The sequence below is a fragment of the Pseudomonas sp. A214 genome (assembly GCF_900156295.1).
GTDB classification, from domain to species: domain Bacteria; phylum Pseudomonadota; class Gammaproteobacteria; order Pseudomonadales; family Pseudomonadaceae; genus Aquipseudomonas; species Aquipseudomonas rhizophila.
Genome location: NZ_LT707062.1, coordinates 4,956,613 through 4,973,284, shown reverse-complemented (window position 1 = coordinate 4,973,284; position 16,672 = coordinate 4,956,613). Strand labels below are relative to the sequence as shown.

Sequence of the window (16,672 nt, the reverse complement as noted above, 5' to 3'; positions counted from 1 at the left end):
AGGCTGCGTTTCAGAGGCTGTCTTGCAAATTCCCGCGCAGCTCTTGCAGGTCATGCTGCAGCTTCTTCAATTGCTCCAGGGTCTGGCCACTGGCGCCGAGAATGCACTGGGGAATGTTGAGGGCCTTTTCCTGCAGGGCGCGTCCCTGTTCGGTGAGCTCGACGATGACCACGCGTTCATCCTCACGACTGCGGGTGCGGCTCAGCAAGCCCTCGGCCTCCAGGCGCTTGAGCAACGGGGTCAGTGAACCCGGATCGGTGAGCAGGCGGTTGCTGATTTCCCCGACAGTCAGGCCGTCCTTTTCCCACAGCACCATCATCGCCAGGTACTGCGGATAAGTCAGGCCCAGGGCTTGCAGCAGCGGCTTGTAGACTTTGGTCATCAGCAGCGACGTGGAGTGCAGGGCGAAGCACACCTGGTTGTCGAGCAACAGGGCTTCGCAGGGGTCGGGGGTGTCGCGTTGGGTGCTCATGGCAGAACCTTCAATCAATGATCGCTACGAATCTAGCGGGCGAACCTTTAATGCGCCAGATAATTCTGACGTTCTGATCGGAAGTTGCGTTCCCCCGCGAGCGCCGACTGCGTAGGATAAGCGCCCTGATCAAGGGGGAATCGGCTGTGATCGAAGGTGTGATGTATCTGGCGTTCGGTGCCGCATTGGGCACTTTGGGGGGATTGTTCGGGATTGGTGGCGGGTTGATCGCCATTCCGGTGCTGGGCCTGTTGTTCGGCCTCGATCAGCAGATCGCCCAGGGCACGGCCCTGGTGATGGTCGTGCCAAACGTGATGCTCGCCTTGTGGCGCTACCACCAGCGCAATCGCATTGAAATGCGTCATGTACTGCCACTGGCCTCCATGGGTTTTTGCTTTGCCTGGCTTGGCTCGATCTGGGCGGTGGGTATCGACGCGCAAAGCATGCGAATCGGCTTCGTGGCCTTCCTGATCGTGCTGGCGGCCTACAACCTGATTCGCATGTTTGCCGCCAGCCCCCCGGCTTCGGCGCAGATGCGTTATGGCTGGCCGTGGCTCGCCGTGTTGGGGGCGGCGTCGGGGACCATGGGCGGATTGTTCGGTGTCGGCGGGGCGGTCGTCGCGACGCCGTTCCTGACCAGCCTGTTCGGTACCAGTCAGGTGGTCGCCCAGGGGTTGTCTCTCTCGTTGGCCTTGCCCAGTACTGGTGTGACCCTCGCCACGTATGCGGTGCATCACCAAGTGGACTGGTGGATCGGCCTGCCGCTGGCCGCTGGTGGCCTGCTCAGTATCAGTTGGGGGGTAAAAGTCGCCCACGCCATGCCGGAGCGGCTGCTGCGCGGGCTGTTCTGCGGTTTCCTGGTGCTGTGCGCGATCTTGCTCGCCTTTAAAGTTTGAAACCTTCGACGATGTGCTCGGCCAGGCACTCGGTGATCGGCGACGGATTATGCAGGTTGCGGATCAGCATGATGCTCGCTTCGGGCAACTGCGGCAGGTTTTCCGCCTCGCCCAGCACGCGCATGTCCGGGGTCAGCAGGCTTTCCAGTTGCGCGGTGATCGCCAGGCCCGCGCCAACCACTGCCATGAGCGCCGACAGGCTCGAGCTGTTGTACGCCACGCGATAATCGCGGCCCATGGCATCCAGTGCATTGCAGGCCCATTGCCGGCAGAAGCAATCACTGTTGAACATCGCCAGCGGCAACGGTGTTTGTTCGTGGACGTTGAAGCATGCCGCTTCGGCCCAGACAAAGCGCTCCTTGCGCAATAACTGGCCGATTTCGTCCCCCGGTTTGCGGGTGACGATGGACAGGTCCAGATCCTGGCGCAGCAGCAACTGCTTGGACGACTCGCAGTGCACTTCAATTTCGATCAAGGGATAGAACTGGGCGAAGCGCTGCAGGATCCCCGGCAAAAAACGCATCACATAATCGTCCGGGGTGCCGATGCGCACCGTGCCGACCATGTGCGGCTCACGCAGGGTGTTGAACACTTCGCTGTGCAGCTTGAGGATCCGTCGGGCGTAGCCGAGCAACACTTGGCCTTCGGCGGTCAGCTTGACCTGGCGCCCGTCACGCTCGAACAGCCGCCGCTGCAATACATCCTCTTCCAGTCGCTTCATCTGCATGCTGACGGCGGACTGGGTGCGATTGACCAACTCACCGGCACGGGTGAAACCGCCCTGGTCAGCGATGGCGACAAAGGTACGCAGCACTTCCGTATCGATGCTCGGGTAACTCGACAATTGATCAATCTCCGAGATGTATTGCATAAGAAACATTCGTTGGATTGATCTTAGCGTTAGCGTGAGACTTGAGCCATCCCCAACGGAGGACATCACGATGAAAGGTCAAAAAGGTTATCTACTGATAGAAAAACTCTCATCCCATGGCTTTTCCATCAGCGCTCTGCTGCACAAGTTTAGCCGCTGGTACGAATTGCACCACGAACGTGAACTGCTTGCCGGAATGAGCGATGAGGCGCTCAAGGACATCGGCGTCAGCCGTGCCGACGTCGAAAAGGAAGTGGTTCGGCCATTCTGGGATGACCCGATGCACAAATGAGCCATCCTTCCCTACACAAACCGCTTAATGGTGAGGTAGGTTGCGAGCAGACAAGGAGATCTTCATGCCCGCGACTCTGTCCTTTACCCTCAAACAGGCCCGGCGTCTGGCGCTGGCCGCCCAAGGATTCGACGGGCGGCCGACGTCAGCTTCGGTGCAACCGGCGCGCCTTAACCGCCTGATTGAACGCCTCGGCGTCCTGCAGATTGATTCGGTCAATGCATTGGTGCGTTCGCACTACCTTCCGCTGTTTTCCCGTCTCGGTCACTACCCCCCTGATTTGCTCGACCAGGCAGCCTGGAGCCAGGGCCGACGCCGTACGCTGTTCGAATATTGGGGGCATGAAGCCTCATTGCTGCCGCTGGCGATGTATCCGCTGATGCGCTGGCGCATGGAGCGTGCGTCCCGCGGTGAGGGCATTTATCGACAGTTGGCGCAGTTCGGTCAGGAGCGTCAGGATGTCATTCGTCGCGTACTGGCTTCGGTCCGCGAGCAAGGCGCCGTGGGGGCGGGCAGCTTGTCCACGCGCCAGGAAAAGGCCGGCCCCTGGTGGGACTGGAGCGCCGAGAAGCATGCGCTGGAATGGCTGTTCGCGGCGGGTGAAGTGACGGTGGCGGGGCGGCGGGGCTTCGAGCGGCTTTACGACTTGCCGGAACGCGTGTTTCCGTCCTCGGTCCTGCAACAACCGCTGCCTGACGAGCCCCAGGCCCAGCGCGCCTTGCTGCTGCATGCCGCCCAAGCCTTGGGTGTGGGCACCGAGAAAGATTTGCGCGACTATTTTCGACTCGATCCGGCCGATAGCCGTGGACGACTGGCCGAACTGGAGGAGGCCGGTGAACTGGTGCGCTGCCAGGTGCAAGGCTGGAAGCAACCGGCCTGGTGCCGACCCACCGCGAAGATTCCCCGCAAGGTGGCGGCCAGTGCGTTGTTGTCGCCCTTCGATTCATTGGTCTGGGAGCGTAGCCGTACCGAGCGGCTGTTCGATTTCCGTTATCGACTGGAGATTTATACCCCGGCTCACAAGCGGGTGTATGGCTACTACGTGCTGCCATTCCTGCACAACGAACGTATCGCCGCGCGGGTGGATCTGCGGGCGGAGCGGGCTTTGGGTCGATTGGCGGTGCATGCCGTGCACGAGGAGGCGCCGGGGCTGGACGAGGAAGGGATGCAGGCTTTGGCGGTGAACCTGCGACGCTTGGCCGACTGGCTGGGGTTGGCGCGGGTCCAGCTCAATTGCGCTCGGGCGGGTGGGGTTCGGCTGGCGGGGGCGTTGGCTGAGGTGGGGGGTGACTGAACTGGCCTCATCGCGAGCAGGCTCGCTCCCACAGTTGACCTTTGGTGAACACAGGATTTGTGAACGCCGCGGTCAATGTGGGAGCGAGCCTGCTCGCGATAGCAATCCAACAAACGGCGAATGACTTACTGACTCACCGCCTCACCTGCTTCAACGTCTCGGCAATCAAAAACGCCAGTTCCAGCGACTGATCGGCATTCATCCGCGGATCGCAATGAGTGTGGTAACGGTCCGACAGCCCGTCCTCGGTGATCGGCCGCGCGCCGCCAATGCACTCGGTGACGTTCTGCCCGGTCATTTCGATGTGGATGCCGCCGGCATAGGTGCCCTCGGCTTCGTGAACCTGGAAGAACTGTTTCACTTCCCCGAGGATTTGCGCGAAGTCCCGGGTCTTGTAACCGCTACTGGCCTTGATGGTGTTGCCGTGCATCGGGTCCGAACTCCACAGCACCTGCTTGCCTTCTCGTTGCACGGCGCGCAATAGCTGCGGCAGGTGATCGCCGACCTTGTTCGCGCCCATTCGCGCGATCAGGTTAAGCCGCCCCGGATCATTGTCCGGATTGAGCACGTCGATCAGACGGATCAAGTCGTCGGGGTTCATGCTCGGGCCGACCTTGACGCCGATCGGGTTGTTCACCCCGCGCAGGAATTCGACATGGGCACCGTCCAACTGACGGGTGCGGTCACCGATCCACAGCATGTGGGCCGAGCAGTCGTAGTAGTCGTTGGTCAGGCTGTCGCGGCGCACGAAAGCTTCTTCGTAATTGAGCAGCAGCGCTTCGTGGGCGGTGAAGAAGCTGGTTTCGCGCAATTGCGGCGAGCTGTCCATGCCGCAGGCGCGCATGAAGGCCAGGGTTTCGTCGATACGGTCGGCCAGGTGGCTGTACTTCTCAGCCAGGGCCGAGTTGGCGATGAAGTCCAGGTTCCACTTGTGCACCTGATGCAGATCGGCGAATCCGCCCTGGGCGAAGGCCCTTAGCAGGTTCAAGGTGGCGGTGGACTGATGGTAGGACTGCAGCAGCCGCTCCGGGTCCGGTACGCGGCTTTTTTCGTCGAAGCCGATGCCGTTGACGATGTCGCCGCGATAGGCCGGCAGGGTTACCCCGCCAATCGTCTCATCGTTGGCCGAGCGCGGTTTGGCGAACTGTCCGGCCATACGACCGACCTTGACCACCGGGCAACCGGCGGCGAAGGTCATGACGATGGCCATTTGCAGCAACACCTTGAAGGTGTCGCGGATCTTCGCCGCCGAGAACTCGGCAAAGCTCTCGGCGCAGTCGCCGCCCTGCAGCAGGAAGGCCCGGCCTTGGGTGACTTCGGCGAACTGACGGCGCAACTCCCGGGCTTCACCGGCAAACACCAGCGGCGGATAACTGGCCAGGGTCTGCTCGACCTGCAGCAAATGCGCCGCGTCGGGGTATTGGGGTTGCTGCTGGATCGGCAGGGCGCGCCAGCTGTCAGGGCTCCAGGGTTGGCTCATCATGATCTCTAGGTGGTTTACGCTCGGGCTGCCATGTTATCAGCAAATTAGTGCGTGACCTGTTTGCGTCGCTTCGCGGACAATCGCGCTTTTGCCCCGGTTATGTTCAGGGTCAGCGCAGCCACAGGAGATGAAATGACAGAGGAGCGCGTCGAGCATTTGCTCGCCGAAGTGCATGACGAGTTCGGTGTTATCCGGGTTCTCGAAGTGGCGGACTACCGTTTTCTGGAATTTGGCGATGCCATCGAACAGAGCTGCGTGTTCACGGCCGACCCGAGCTGGCTCGAATATGATTACACCCGCGCCATGTTGATTGGCGCGTTGTGCCACGAGCAGCCGGAAAGCGCGCTGTTTCTTGGGCTGGGCGCCGGGACGCTGACCCAGGCTTGCCTCAAGTTTCTGCCGCTGGAAGATGTCGAAGCCATCGAACTGCGCCCCGATGTGCCGCGCCTGGCCATCCAATACCTGGGGCTGGACGACGATCCGCGGCTGTACATCCGCGTCGGCGATGCCCTGGAGCTGCTTGAAACCGCCGAGCCTGCGGATTTGATCTTTGTCGACCTCTATACCGACGTCGGCCCTGGCGTCGGGCACCTGGCCTGGGGTTTTCTGGAGAACTGCCAGAAACGCCTCAACCCCGGCGGCTGGCTGGTGATCAACCAATGGGCCACCGACGACGGCAAGCCATTGGGCGCGGCGCTGCTGCGCGGCTTGTACCACCGGCATTACTGGGAGCTGCCGGTTAAAGAAGGCAATGTCATCCTGATCGTGCCGGCGGATCTGGACCAGGAACTGGACATGCAAGGACTGGTCGCCCGGGCCGAAGGGCTGGCGCCGCGGCTGGGTTATTCGTTGCAGTCGTTGATCAAGGCCATTCGTCCGGCGACTTGATAGGCAAGCTGTCGGAAGGTAAATCGTTTAAGCCGGCTGTCCCGACGCCCATGACAGCCAGTCCCATAACCGGGTTTGGCAATAAAAAATCTCCCTTTTCGGGCGATTTCCGGTATAGTGCGCGCCGGCCTTTAGCCGGGCCGCGTCAAGGTAGCGCAATTCCCCGAAGCCAGCTTCGGTTGCATGTCCGCACAACGGATGCTTCCACGACGTTCTTTTTCATTCATTCGTTTTCGCAAATCCCCGCCGACAAAGCAGCCAGGGCGACTCTTGAGTCTCAACACGGCATGCGCAGCTTTGGAGCATGGGTCTTTGCGGATGCACTTAGAGGCAGACCCATGACCCAGGAAACCGGCGGCTTCGTCGCTTTTAATCTTAATCCGAACATTCTTGCAGCCGTCATTGCGACCGGTTACGAAGAACCTTCGGCTATTCAGCAGCAATCGATCCCGATCATCATGGCCGGTCACGACATGATTGGTCAGGCGCAAACCGGTACGGGTAAAACCGCCGCGTTCGCCCTGCCGATCCTGCATCGCATCGATCCTGCTAAGCGCGAACCGCAAGCCCTGATCCTGGCGCCAACTCGTGAGTTGGCGCTGCAAGTAGCAACCGCTTTTGAAACCTACTCCAAGCAGATGCCTGGTGTAACCGTTGTGGCTGTTTACGGCGGCGCTCCAATGGGCCCGCAACTCAAAGCCATCCGTAACGGCGCGCAGATTGTTGTCGCCACTCCGGGCCGTCTGTGCGACCACCTGCGTCGTGACGAAAAAGTCCTGGCCACCGTGAACCACCTGGTTCTCGATGAAGCCGACGAAATGCTCAAGCTGGGTTTCATGGATGACCTGGAAGTCATCTTCAAGGCCCTGCCAGCGACCCGTCAGACTGTATTGTTCTCGGCCACTCTGCCGCAGTCGATCCGCGCCATTGCCGAGCGCCACCTGCGCGATCCGCAACACGTAAAGATCCAGACCAAGACCCAGACCGTCACCGCGATCGAACAGGCTCACCTGTTGGTTCACGCCGACCAGAAGACCTCGGCCGTACTGAGCCTGCTGGAAGTCGAGGATTTCGACGCCCTGATCATGTTCGTACGTACCAAGCAAGCGACCCTGGACCTGGCCAGCGCCCTGGAAGCCAAAGGCTACAAAGCCGCTGCGCTGAACGGTGACATTGCCCAGAACCAGCGTGAGCGTGTGATCGACTCCCTCAAGGATGGCCGTCTGGACATCGTTGTGGCCACTGACGTTGCCGCCCGTGGCCTGGACGTTCCGCGCATCACCCACGTGTTCAACGTGGACATGCCGTACGATCCGGAATCCTACGTTCACCGTATCGGCCGTACTGGCCGTGCCGGTCGCGAAGGTCGTGCACTGCTGCTGGTCACCCCGCGTGAGCGCCGCATGCTGCAAGTGATCGAGCGTGTAACCGGTCAGAAGGTCGCCGAGGTTCGCCTGCCGGACGCCCAGGCAGTTCTCGATGCCCGCATCAAGAAGCTCACCAACAGCCTGTCGCCACTGGTGGCTGACGCCGAATCGACCCACGGTGATCTGCTCGATCGCCTGACCGCCGACATCGGTTGCACCCCACGTGCCCTGGCCGCTGCTCTGCTGCGCAAGGCCACCAATGGCCAGGCGCTGACCCTCGCTGCGATCGAGAAAGAACGTCCACTGGTGCCGAACAACGCACCGCGTGGCGATCGTCCAGAGCGTAGCGGTGATCGTCCGGACCGTGGTGATCGCGAGCGTCGTGCGCCGATCCCGCTGGCCGAAGGCCGTGCGCGCTGCCGTACTGCGCTGGGTGCCCGTGACGGCATCGCGGCCAAGAACCTGCTGGGCGCCATCCTCAACGAAGGCGGTCTGGCTCGTGAGGCCATCGGTCGCATCCAGGTACGTGACAGCTTCAGCCTGGTAGAGCTGCCGGAAGATGGTCTGGAGAAGTTGCTGACCAAACTGAAGGACACTCGTGTCGCCGGCAAGCAGCTTAAACTGCGTCGCTATCGCGAAGATTGATCCGCTCTCGGGCTGATTGATCGAACATAAAAAATCCCCGACTGGTTCGGGGATTTTTTTTGCCTGAAGCTGGGTGTCTTTTCAGGGCGAGCCCATCGCGAGCAGGCTCGCTCCCACAGTGGCACAGGTAAATGCAGTCAAATGTGGGAGCGAGCCTGCTCGCGATTGAACGCGACTCGGTTCATCAGTCAAACCGATAGATGTCCATCCCCAAAGCCCCCAGGGTGAACCCCTGATGGGCAACGCTGAATTCACCTCCCGCACCCCGGGCAAAATACAACGGCAACAAGTGCTCGTCACTGGGATGGCTGCGCACGGCGTGGGGGGCTTGGCGACGGTAATCATGCAGCGCGGCTTCGTCGTCCTCTGCCAATTTCTCCACCATCCAGTCACGAAAAGCCTTGGCCCAGGGCTCAATGCTTTCGGGGCCGGCGTTCCAGTTCAGGTCGCGCAGGTTATGGGTGATGCTGCCTGAGCCGATCAGCAACACGCCTTGCTGGCGCAGGCTCGCCAAGGCCCGGCCGACCTGGGTTTGCAGGGCCGGCCCTTGTCGGCTGGGCAGGGAGATCTGCACGACGGCAATCTCGGCCTTGGGGTACATCAAGGACAACGGCACCCACACGCCATGATCGGAGGGTCGCTCTGTGTCCAGGCGTGCCCGCAGGTGTGCGGCGTTGAGCAGGGCCGCCACTTGCCCCGCCAATTGTGGATCGCCCGGCGCCGGATATTGCACCTCGTACAGAGCCGGCGGGAAGCCGCCGAAGTCGTGCCAGGTCCGTGGATGCGGATTGGCGCTGACCAGCAGTTCACTGCTTTCCCAGTGCGCGGACACGATGACGATGGCTTTGGGTGTGGGCAGTTGCGCGGCGAGGCGAGCCAGTGCCGGGCCGCTGTCACCGGGTTCCAGGGCCAGCATCGGTGAGCCATGGGAGATAAACAGGCTGGGCAGCATGAACGGACTCCTGAGCGTTAAGATGTCGCCATCTTCTGTCAGGTCTATGATCTAAATCTAATATAAGTTTTAGCCCGTTTTAATCGGTTTTTCTGGAGTGAGTGATGGAGCCTGAGTTTTGGCACAAGCGCTGGTCAACGAATCAGATCGGTTTTCATTTGCCAGAGGTGAATCCCTATCTGCAACGTTTCTGGCCGCAACTGGGGGTGGAGCGGGGCAGTCGGGTGCTGGTGCCCCTATGCGGGAAGACGCTCGACCTCTTGTGGCTTGCCCAACAGGGGTATTCGGTACTGGGGGTGGAGCTGTCGGAAAAAGCCGCCGCGGATTTCTTCCTTGAGCATCAGCTTGAGCCGAGCGTGAGTGAAGAGGGCGCATTCAAGGTGTTCCGTGCCGCTGACATTGAAATCCGCTGCGGTGATTTCTTTGCCCTGAGCCCGGAGGATGTGAGCGATTGCACGGCGCTGTACGATCGCGCTGCATTGATCGCCCTGCCTGGGCCGATGCGGGAGCGGTATGCGGCTCATCTGCAGAAGATTCTGCCGCAGTGTGTCGGATTGCTCATTACTCTGGATTACTCACAGGGTGAAATGCCTGGCCCGCCGTTTTCCGTAGGGGATGACGAAGTGCAGAGGCTGCTGGGCGAGGTCTGGCGGCTGGAGGTATTGCAGGAGCAGGATGTGCTGGGGGAAAGCTGGAAGTTCTTGCAGGCTGGCGTCAAAAGGCTGGATGAGCGGGTGTATCGGGTTTCCAGTCGTTGATGTGGCGTGCCCGCTGGCCTTGTCGCGAGCAGGCTCGCTCCCACAGTTGATCCGTTGCGAACTATGAATTGGCACTCGCCGAAGACGCCCTGTGGGAGCGAGCCTGCTCGCGATGGGGCCAGACCAGGCAACTCATAAATCAGGCAGAAAAAAGCCCGCATCGCTGCGGGCTTTTTCTTGAAGCTTGAACCTGTCAGCCGCGACGACGCAGTGCGTCGATACGCTCTTCCAGTGGCGGGTGACTCATGAACATGCGAGCCAGGCCTTGCTTGATGCCACCGTTGATGCCAAAGGCATTGAGGGTGTCGGGCATGTGTACCGGCAAACCTTGCTCGGCACGCAAGCGTTGCAGGGCGCCGATCATGGCGCTGGTGCCAGCCAGGCGTGCACCGGCATCATCTGCGCGGAACTCACGTTTGCGCGAGAACCACATGACGATGGCACTGGCGAGGATGCCCAATACCAGCTCGGCGAAAATGGTCGCCACGTAGTAGGCGATGCCCTGGCCTTCTTCATTCTTGAAGATCACCTTGTCGACGAAGTTGCCGATGATGCGGGCAAAGAACATGACGAAGGTGTTCACGACACCCTGGATCAGCGCCAGCGTCACCATGTCGCCGTTGGCGACGTGACCGATCTCATGGGCCAGCACAGCCTTGACTTCATCCGGCGAAAACCGCTCGAGCAAGCCCTGGCTGACAGCGACCAGCGCGTCGTTCTTGTTCCAGCCGGTGGCGAAGGCGTTGGCCTCGTAGGCTGGGAAGATGCCCACCTCCGGCATCTTGATGCCGGCTTCGCGTGACAGCTGCTCGACGGTTTGCAGCAGCCATTGTTCGTGGCGAGTGCGCGGCTGAGTGATGATCTGGGTGCTGGTGCTCATCTTCGCCATCCACTTGGAGATGAACAGCGAGAACAGGGAACCGGCGAAACCGAACACCGCACAGAAGATCAGCAGCTGACTGAGGTTGAGGTCAACCCCGTTGGCCGCCATGAACCCGTTGAAGCCAAAAAGGCTCAGGGTGATGCTGGCAATCAGCACGACCGCCAGGTTAGTGGCCAAAAACAGCAGGATGCGCATCATGGTTGTGGAAATCTCCTCATGCTAAAGATGTAGCGTTATGCGGGGTATATAAGGTGCCGCCGCAGGCTATTCAACACGCCGACTATTTCAAACTGTGTCCTACACGCGTCGCAAATGTTTGAAAGACTTTTCTGAAAGTGACCGCGGAAAAGAAAAGGAGCGCCCGTACCCCGTGAACGTTGAGTCGCGCCGCGCACCGTCTGCCGCGCCTTCAGTGTAGAAGGCCTGCCGCAACGGGCGAAACGGATGTGTTGCTGAATCAAACAGCGTGCGAGTCGTCCCCTCGCACGCCACCTGGATTACTGGCGGTAGGACTTGAGGAAGTTGCCGATCCGGCCAATGGCCTGGTCCAGGTCGTCGACCCGGGGAAGGGTCACGACGCGGAAGTGATCCGGCCATGGCCAGTTGAACGCCGTGCCCTGGACCACCAGCAGCTTTTCGGACAGCAGGAGGTCGAGGACGAATTTTTCATCGTTGTGGATCGGGCAGACCTTCGGGTCGATCCGCGGAAAGGCGTACAACGCACCCATTGGCTTGACGCAACTGACACCAGGAATGTCGTTGAGCAATTCCCAGGTACGGTTGCGTTGCTCCAGCAACCGGCCCTGGGGCAGGACCAGGTCGTTGATGCTCTGGTAGCCACCCAGCGCCGTCTGGATCGCGTGTTGGCTCGGTACGTTGGCACACAGGCGCATATTGGCCAGCATGTCGATGCCTTCGATGTAGCTCTGGGCGTGATGCTTGGGACCGGAAATAACGATCCAGCCGGAGCGGAAACCCGCCACCCGATAGGATTTGGACAGGCCGTTGAAGGTCAGGCACAACAGGTCCGGCGCCAGTGACGCGGTGCAGACGTGCACGGCATCGTCGTACAGGATCTTGTCGTAGATCTCGTCGGAAAACACCACCAGGTTATGCTGGCGAGCCAGTTCCAGCATGCCCAGCAGGACCTCCCTGGAGTACACCGCGCCAGTGGGGTTGTTCGGGTTGATGATCACCAGTGCCTTGGTGTTCGGGGTGATCTTGGCCTTGATGTCCGCCAGGTCGGGAAACCAGTTGGCCTGTTCATCGCACAGGTAATGCACCGGGTTGCCGCCCGACAGGCTCACGGCGGCGGTCCACAATGGGTAGTCCGGGGCCGGCACCAGCACCTCATCGCCGTTGTTGAGCAAGGCCTGCATCGACATCACGATCAGTTCGGACACGCCGTTGCCCAGGTAGATGTCTTCGATGCCGACACCTTCGACCTGTTTCTGCTGGTAGTACTGCATCACGGCCTTGCGGGCGCTGAACAGGCCCTTGGAGTCGCTGTAGCCCTGGGCGGTCGGCAGGTTGCGGATAACGTCCTGGAGGATTTCATCGGGCGCTTCGAAACCAAAGGGTGCCGGGTTGCCGATGTTCAGCTTGAGGATGCGATGGCCTTCCTCTTCCAGGCGTTTGGCGTGCTTGAGCACCGGGCCGCGAATGTCGTAGCAGACGTTGGCGAGCTTGTTCGATTTGCTGACCTGCATGGCGATGTGTTCCCGAAAATGAACGATCCAGGCGGCGAGTGAACTACCGTACTGGGGATCCTGCGTCTGTGCCCAGGCTTGACGCGGTACATGCGTGACAATCCGTTTGAATGCGCATGACGTGACTGCCAGACTGGCGTCTGACGAGGCGCAATCATACGTGCCGCCCGATCTGCGGAAAAGCGTCGGATCGGGCTTTTTCAATTGCCGAGGTAGGACGATGGAAAAGTTGCAGAAAACCCTTGAAGAATGGCGCGCCATGCTTGACCCGGAGCAGTACAACGTCTGTCGGCTAAAGGGCACCGAACGGCCATTCTCCGGTAAATACAACGACACCAAGACTGATGGTGTGTACCACTGCATCTGCTGCAACGAGCCATTGTTCGATTCGCAGACCAAATTCGATTCCGGTTGCGGCTGGCCCAGTTTCTACGCGCCGATCGAAGGCAGCGCAGTGGTGGAAGTGCGCGATGTCAGCCACGGCATGATCCGCACCGAAGTGGTCTGCGCCAAATGTGACGCGCACCTGGGCCACGTCTTCCCTGACGGCCCGCCACCCACGGGCTTGCGTTATTGCATCAATTCGGTGTGCCTGGATCTGGTGCCCCGAGGGTAACTCTGTGGGAGCAAAGCTTGCTCGCGATGAAGGCACCTCGATCTCTGAAAGACCGTGTCGCCTTCATCGCGGGCAAGCCTGGCTCCCACAATCTGTGATGCGGGTATTTTTGGATAATTAAATTGCATGCAATTTAATTGCTCGCTATCTTCAGTGTCCTCTTCTTCCCATCTGGAGCCTTGCCATGAGCGACAACCTGCTGAGCATCCCGTGCACCACGATCAAGGGGGAGCAAAAGACCCTCGCCGATTTCGCCGGCAAGGCTGTGCTGGTGGTCAATACTGCCAGCCAGTGCGGCTTCACTCCCCAGTACAAGGGGCTTGAGGCGTTGTGGCAGACCTACAAGGACCAGGGCCTGGTGGTGCTGGGCTTTCCCTGCAATCAATTTGGCAAGCAGGAGCCGGGCAACGAGGGGGCAATTTCCGAGTTCTGCGAGCTGAACTTTGGTGTGAGTTTTCCGCTGTTCAAGAAAATCGAGGTCAACGGCGCCAATGCCCATCCGCTGTTTGTCCAGCTCAAGCAGCGGGCGCCCGGCGTACTGGGGTCCAAGGGCATCAAGTGGAATTTCACCAAGTTCTTGATCGGCAAGGACGGCCAGGTGGTCAAGCGGTTTGCGCCGACCACCAAACCCCAGGACCTGACCGGTGAGATCGAAGCCTTACTCAAATGAATGATCTGTCAGTCGATGCGCTGAAACTCGACAGCCAGTTGTGCTTCAAACTGTACGCCGCGTCGCGGGCGGTCATTCGCGGCTACAAGCCCATGCTCGATCAGCTCGGCCTGACTTATCCGCAATACCTGGCGATGCTGGTGCTGTGGGAGTGGCAGGTAAATGCGCCGGAACAACCCACGGTCAAGGCTCTGGGCGAACGGCTACTGCTGGATTCGGGCACGCTGACGCCGTTGCTCAAGCGCCTGGAACAACTGAGCCTGGTTCAGCGCCAGCGTTCGGCCCGCGATGAGCGGGAGGTGCATCTGAGCCTTACGCAAACCGGCTGGGAATTGCGTGAGCAGGTCGGTCCGCTCAAGGCCCGCCTGTTATGCGACAGCGGGCTTGACCTGGACCGCCTGGGAGAGTTGCGAGACGGTCTCGATCATCTGTTGGGGCAGATCAAAGCGCTGACGTAAGCGGCACCCACTGGTCCAGCAACGCCGCCAGCTCTTCGCGCCGAAACGGCTTGGACAGGTAATCGTTCATGCCGGCGGCCCGGCATCGCTCACGTTCCTCAGGCATGGCGTTGGCTGTCAGTGCGACAATCGGCAGATCCGGCCAGCGCCCGCTGCGACGGATCTGGCGACTGGCTTCGTAACCGTCCATGACCGGCATGTTGCAATCCATCAGGACCAAATTGAAATCCCTCTGTTCGAGCAGGTCCAGGGCTTCGGCGCCATGGGCCGCGACGATGACTTCGCAACCGAGCTTCACCAGCATGCCCTTGGCCACCAGTTGGTTGACCGGATTGTCTTCCACCAGCAACACCCGCCCGCGTTTGGACGGCGCCAGGGTTTCGATCTGAGCGTCATTGATGGTGGTGGCGTCGCTTTGCAAGGCGCGACGCAGGATCTGATAGAGGGCATGGCGCGCCAGGGGCCGGGCCTGCTGTAACAAGGGGGCGAGGGCGGCGGCTTCTTCGCTGGGCAGAAAACTGCCATATGCGGTGACCAGCAGGATGGGCGCGTCGAAGGTGGGACGCATAGTGAACAGGCATTCCGGGCAGTCGGTAATCAGGACATCAGGCTTGAGGCCCAGCAATCCGTCATCCACCGAACGTCTTTCATAGTCCAGCCCCCAGCCGGGCAATAGCATGTTGAGCAATTCGGCCAGGCCGCTGCTGCGGTCGGTGATGGCCACAATATTGCCGCGCAAGGGCTCGACGGGCGTCGCCGGGGTATGGCAGGGCAGGGGCAGGTCAGCGCAGAACTGGCTGCCGAAACCGGCCTCGGAGGTGATCGTCAACTGGCCTTGCATGGCTTCACAGAGGTTGTAGGTCAGCGCCAGGCCCAGCCCGGTGCCACCGAATTGGCGGGTAATGCCAACACCGGCCTGGGTGAACGGCTGGAGAATTCGTGCTTGGGCTTCCTGGGGGATGCCGATGCCGGTGTCACAGATCTCGATTCGCACGCCGTCTTCATGTGGACTCAAACGTACGTCGACCCGGCCGAAGCGAGTGAATTTCAGCGCATTGGACAGCAGGTTGCTGACGATCTGGCGCACCCGGGTAGGGTCACCCAGGACCTGTGCTGGAAGCGCCGGGTCGATCAGGCAGGCCAGCTCGACGCTGGGAGCGGCGTTCTGGGAAAGCAGGTTGGCGGTGTCTTCGACCAGCGAGCCAAGGTCGAACGGGATGCGTTCGAGTTCCAGTTGACCGGCGTCGAATTTCGACAGATCAAGGATATCGTTGAGCAGTTCAACCAGCACCTTGCCCGAGTCATGGGCGATCGATAGCTGTTGCTGTTGTTCGGCCGTCAGGGGGCCATCCAGTGACAGCGCGATCATTCCCAACAGACCGTTGAGCGGCGTGCGGATCTCATGGCTCATGTTGGCCAGAAAGACGGAGCGGGCTTCGGCCATATCCAGGGCGGTGCGCCGGGCCACTTCCAACTCCTCGTTGGACTGGCTGAGGCGGGCATTGATGGCTTTGAGTTCGGCGGTACGGGCCGAGACAATGTTTTCCAACTGCGCCAGGTAATCGGTGAGGCGATTTTCGGCCGTGCGCCGTTGCTGGATCTCGGTGGCGATATTTTCGAACTGCTGGTTGGCCACCGAGACCAGTACACCGATCTCGTCCTGCTGGTGGCCGGAGGGGCATTCCAGACGACTCTGCTCGCCGCTGCTGGGATCGCGGCTGCTCAGTTCGCGGATGACCCGAACCAGCGGCTTGGTCAGCATCACATAAAACAACGCCAGCAGCAGACCGGTCAGGATCAGGCTGCGGGCGAAACCGTTGAGCAGCGTCACTTCGGCCCGGCGCAGGAACCGGCTGCCGAAAGCATAGGTGTCGACCTCCAGCCGCAGCACGCCCAGGGACTCGGCCGGCAGGTGGTCCAGATAGAGGCGGTCTTCGAACTGGCGCTGGGCACCGAAGAGAAAGTCGCTGATGAACCGGTAACTGCTCTGCAGTTCGGGGCGTTTGACGCTGGCCAGCACGGTGTTGTTGTTATCGATCAGTTGGGCACCGATGATGGCCGGTGAGCGCAACAGGCCCAAGGACAGCTCCTGGGCGAGTTCGGCATCGATGTTATAGGCGATACGCGATGCCGGGTTGTGGCTGATTTCCAGCAGCGACAGGATTTCACGGTTGATCGACGCGTCTTCGCTGGCATAATCGATGCCGATCTGCATCAGGCTGAGCAAAGTACCCAGCACGAAACCCACCAGAACGGTCAGCCGGGCCTGCTTGTAGGACAGCCGTTGGGTGAATCTGATGTCCATGGAATGATGAACCACTTACGTTTCCCTTCGCCGCTCAAGCATAGCTGATCATCTCTGAATACCGATGCAGCCGGTTTATGTTGTGTGGGATAGACCCGCCATTGGGTACGGCG

16 protein-coding genes are annotated in these 16,672 nt (G+C 60.5%); 9 read left to right on the top strand and 7 right to left on the bottom strand.

The annotated features are described in order from the left end of the window. Positions 1-10: 10 nt before the first annotated feature. Complete coding sequence (locus tag BW979_RS22120; protein ID WP_047226361.1) at positions 11-472, bottom strand: MarR family winged helix-turn-helix transcriptional regulator; 462 nt, start codon at positions 470-472, stop codon at positions 11-13. 161 nt (positions 473-633) lie between these two features. Between BW979_RS22120 and BW979_RS22115 the strand changes: the two genes are divergently transcribed. Further along, a complete protein-coding gene (locus tag BW979_RS22115; RefSeq protein ID WP_047226362.1) occupies positions 634-1,368 on the top strand; it encodes a sulfite exporter TauE/SafE family protein in 735 nt (244 codons plus the stop codon). Here the strand turns inward: BW979_RS22115 and BW979_RS22110 are convergent. Continuing rightward, complete coding sequence (locus BW979_RS22110) at positions 1,358-2,212, bottom strand: LysR substrate-binding domain-containing protein (RefSeq protein ID WP_171061402.1); 855 nt, start codon at positions 2,210-2,212, stop codon at positions 1,358-1,360. The genes BW979_RS22115 and BW979_RS22110 overlap by 11 nt on opposite strands. 97 nt (positions 2,213-2,309) lie before the next feature. On the opposite strand from BW979_RS22110, the gene BW979_RS22105 reads away from it, so the two are divergent. Continuing rightward, a complete protein-coding gene (locus tag BW979_RS22105; RefSeq protein WP_047226364.1) occupies positions 2,310-2,531 on the top strand; it encodes a DUF1127 domain-containing protein in 222 nt (73 codons plus the stop codon). Positions 2,532-2,595: 64 nt separating this feature from the next. Then, positions 2,596-3,825 carry a winged helix-turn-helix domain-containing protein gene (locus BW979_RS22100; RefSeq protein WP_047226365.1) on the top strand — a complete coding sequence of 410 codons (1,230 nt, stop codon included), beginning with the start codon at positions 2,596-2,598 and terminating at the stop codon, positions 3,823-3,825. Positions 3,826-3,958: 133 nt separating this feature from the next. Here the strand turns inward: BW979_RS22100 and BW979_RS22095 are convergent, their stop codons facing one another. Next, complete coding sequence (locus BW979_RS22095; protein ID WP_047226366.1) at positions 3,959-5,305, bottom strand: class II 3-deoxy-7-phosphoheptulonate synthase; 1,347 nt, start codon at positions 5,303-5,305, stop codon at positions 3,959-3,961. A gap of 135 nt (positions 5,306-5,440) precedes the next feature. Between BW979_RS22095 and BW979_RS22090 the strand changes: the two genes are divergently transcribed. After that, complete coding sequence (locus tag BW979_RS22090; protein WP_047226367.1) at positions 5,441-6,196, top strand: spermidine synthase; 756 nt, start codon at positions 5,441-5,443, stop codon at positions 6,194-6,196. A gap of 338 nt (positions 6,197-6,534) precedes the next feature. Further along, positions 6,535-8,208, top strand: a complete 1,674-nt coding sequence (locus tag BW979_RS22080) for a DEAD/DEAH box helicase (protein WP_047226368.1) — start codon at positions 6,535-6,537, stop codon at positions 8,206-8,208. 184 nt (positions 8,209-8,392) lie between these two features. Here BW979_RS22080 and BW979_RS22075 read toward each other — a convergent pair whose 3' ends face one another. Then, positions 8,393-9,160, bottom strand: a complete 768-nt coding sequence (locus tag BW979_RS22075; protein ID WP_076385712.1) for a DODA-type extradiol aromatic ring-opening family dioxygenase — start codon at positions 9,158-9,160, stop codon at positions 8,393-8,395. 104 nt (positions 9,161-9,264) lie between these two features. Here BW979_RS22075 and BW979_RS22070 point away from each other — a divergent pair, with 104 nt between their 5' ends. Beyond that, positions 9,265-9,918 (top strand): thiopurine S-methyltransferase, encoded by a 654-nt coding sequence (locus BW979_RS22070; protein ID WP_076385710.1) that lies wholly within the window; start codon positions 9,265-9,267, stop codon positions 9,916-9,918. 193 nt (positions 9,919-10,111) lie between these two features. On the opposite strand, the gene htpX is transcribed toward BW979_RS22070, so the two are convergent. After that, entirely contained in the window at positions 10,112-10,999 is an 888-nt protein-coding gene (htpX, locus tag BW979_RS22065; protein ID WP_047226371.1) for a protease HtpX, read from the bottom strand. Between the two features lie 299 nt (positions 11,000-11,298). After that, positions 11,299-12,510 (bottom strand): pyridoxal phosphate-dependent aminotransferase, encoded by a 1,212-nt coding sequence (locus tag BW979_RS22060; protein WP_047226372.1) that lies wholly within the window; start codon positions 12,508-12,510, stop codon positions 11,299-11,301. A 220-nt stretch (positions 12,511-12,730) separates the two neighbouring features. On the opposite strand from BW979_RS22060, the gene msrB reads away from it, so the two are divergent. From msrB to BW979_RS22045, 3 genes are all read left to right on the top strand, one after another. Continuing rightward, on the top strand, positions 12,731-13,126 hold the full coding sequence (gene msrB, locus BW979_RS22055) for a peptide-methionine (R)-S-oxide reductase MsrB (RefSeq protein WP_047226373.1): 396 nt from the start codon (positions 12,731-12,733) through the stop codon (positions 13,124-13,126). Positions 13,127-13,310: 184 nt separating this feature from the next. Further along, positions 13,311-13,796, top strand: a complete 486-nt coding sequence (locus BW979_RS22050; protein ID WP_047226374.1) for a glutathione peroxidase — start codon at positions 13,311-13,313, stop codon at positions 13,794-13,796. Further along, the gene (locus BW979_RS22045) at positions 13,793-14,254 is read left to right on the top strand and encodes a MarR family winged helix-turn-helix transcriptional regulator (RefSeq protein ID WP_047226375.1); all 462 of its coding nucleotides are present in this window, start codon (positions 13,793-13,795) and stop codon (positions 14,252-14,254) included. Before BW979_RS22050 ends, BW979_RS22045 begins: the two co-directional genes overlap by 4 nt. On the opposite strand, the gene BW979_RS22040 is transcribed toward BW979_RS22045, so the two are convergent. Next, on the bottom strand, positions 14,238-16,559 hold the full coding sequence (locus BW979_RS22040) for a hybrid sensor histidine kinase/response regulator (RefSeq protein ID WP_076385708.1): 2,322 nt from the start codon (positions 16,557-16,559) through the stop codon (positions 14,238-14,240). The genes BW979_RS22045 and BW979_RS22040 overlap by 17 nt on opposite strands. Between the last annotated feature and the right edge of the window lie 113 nt (positions 16,560-16,672).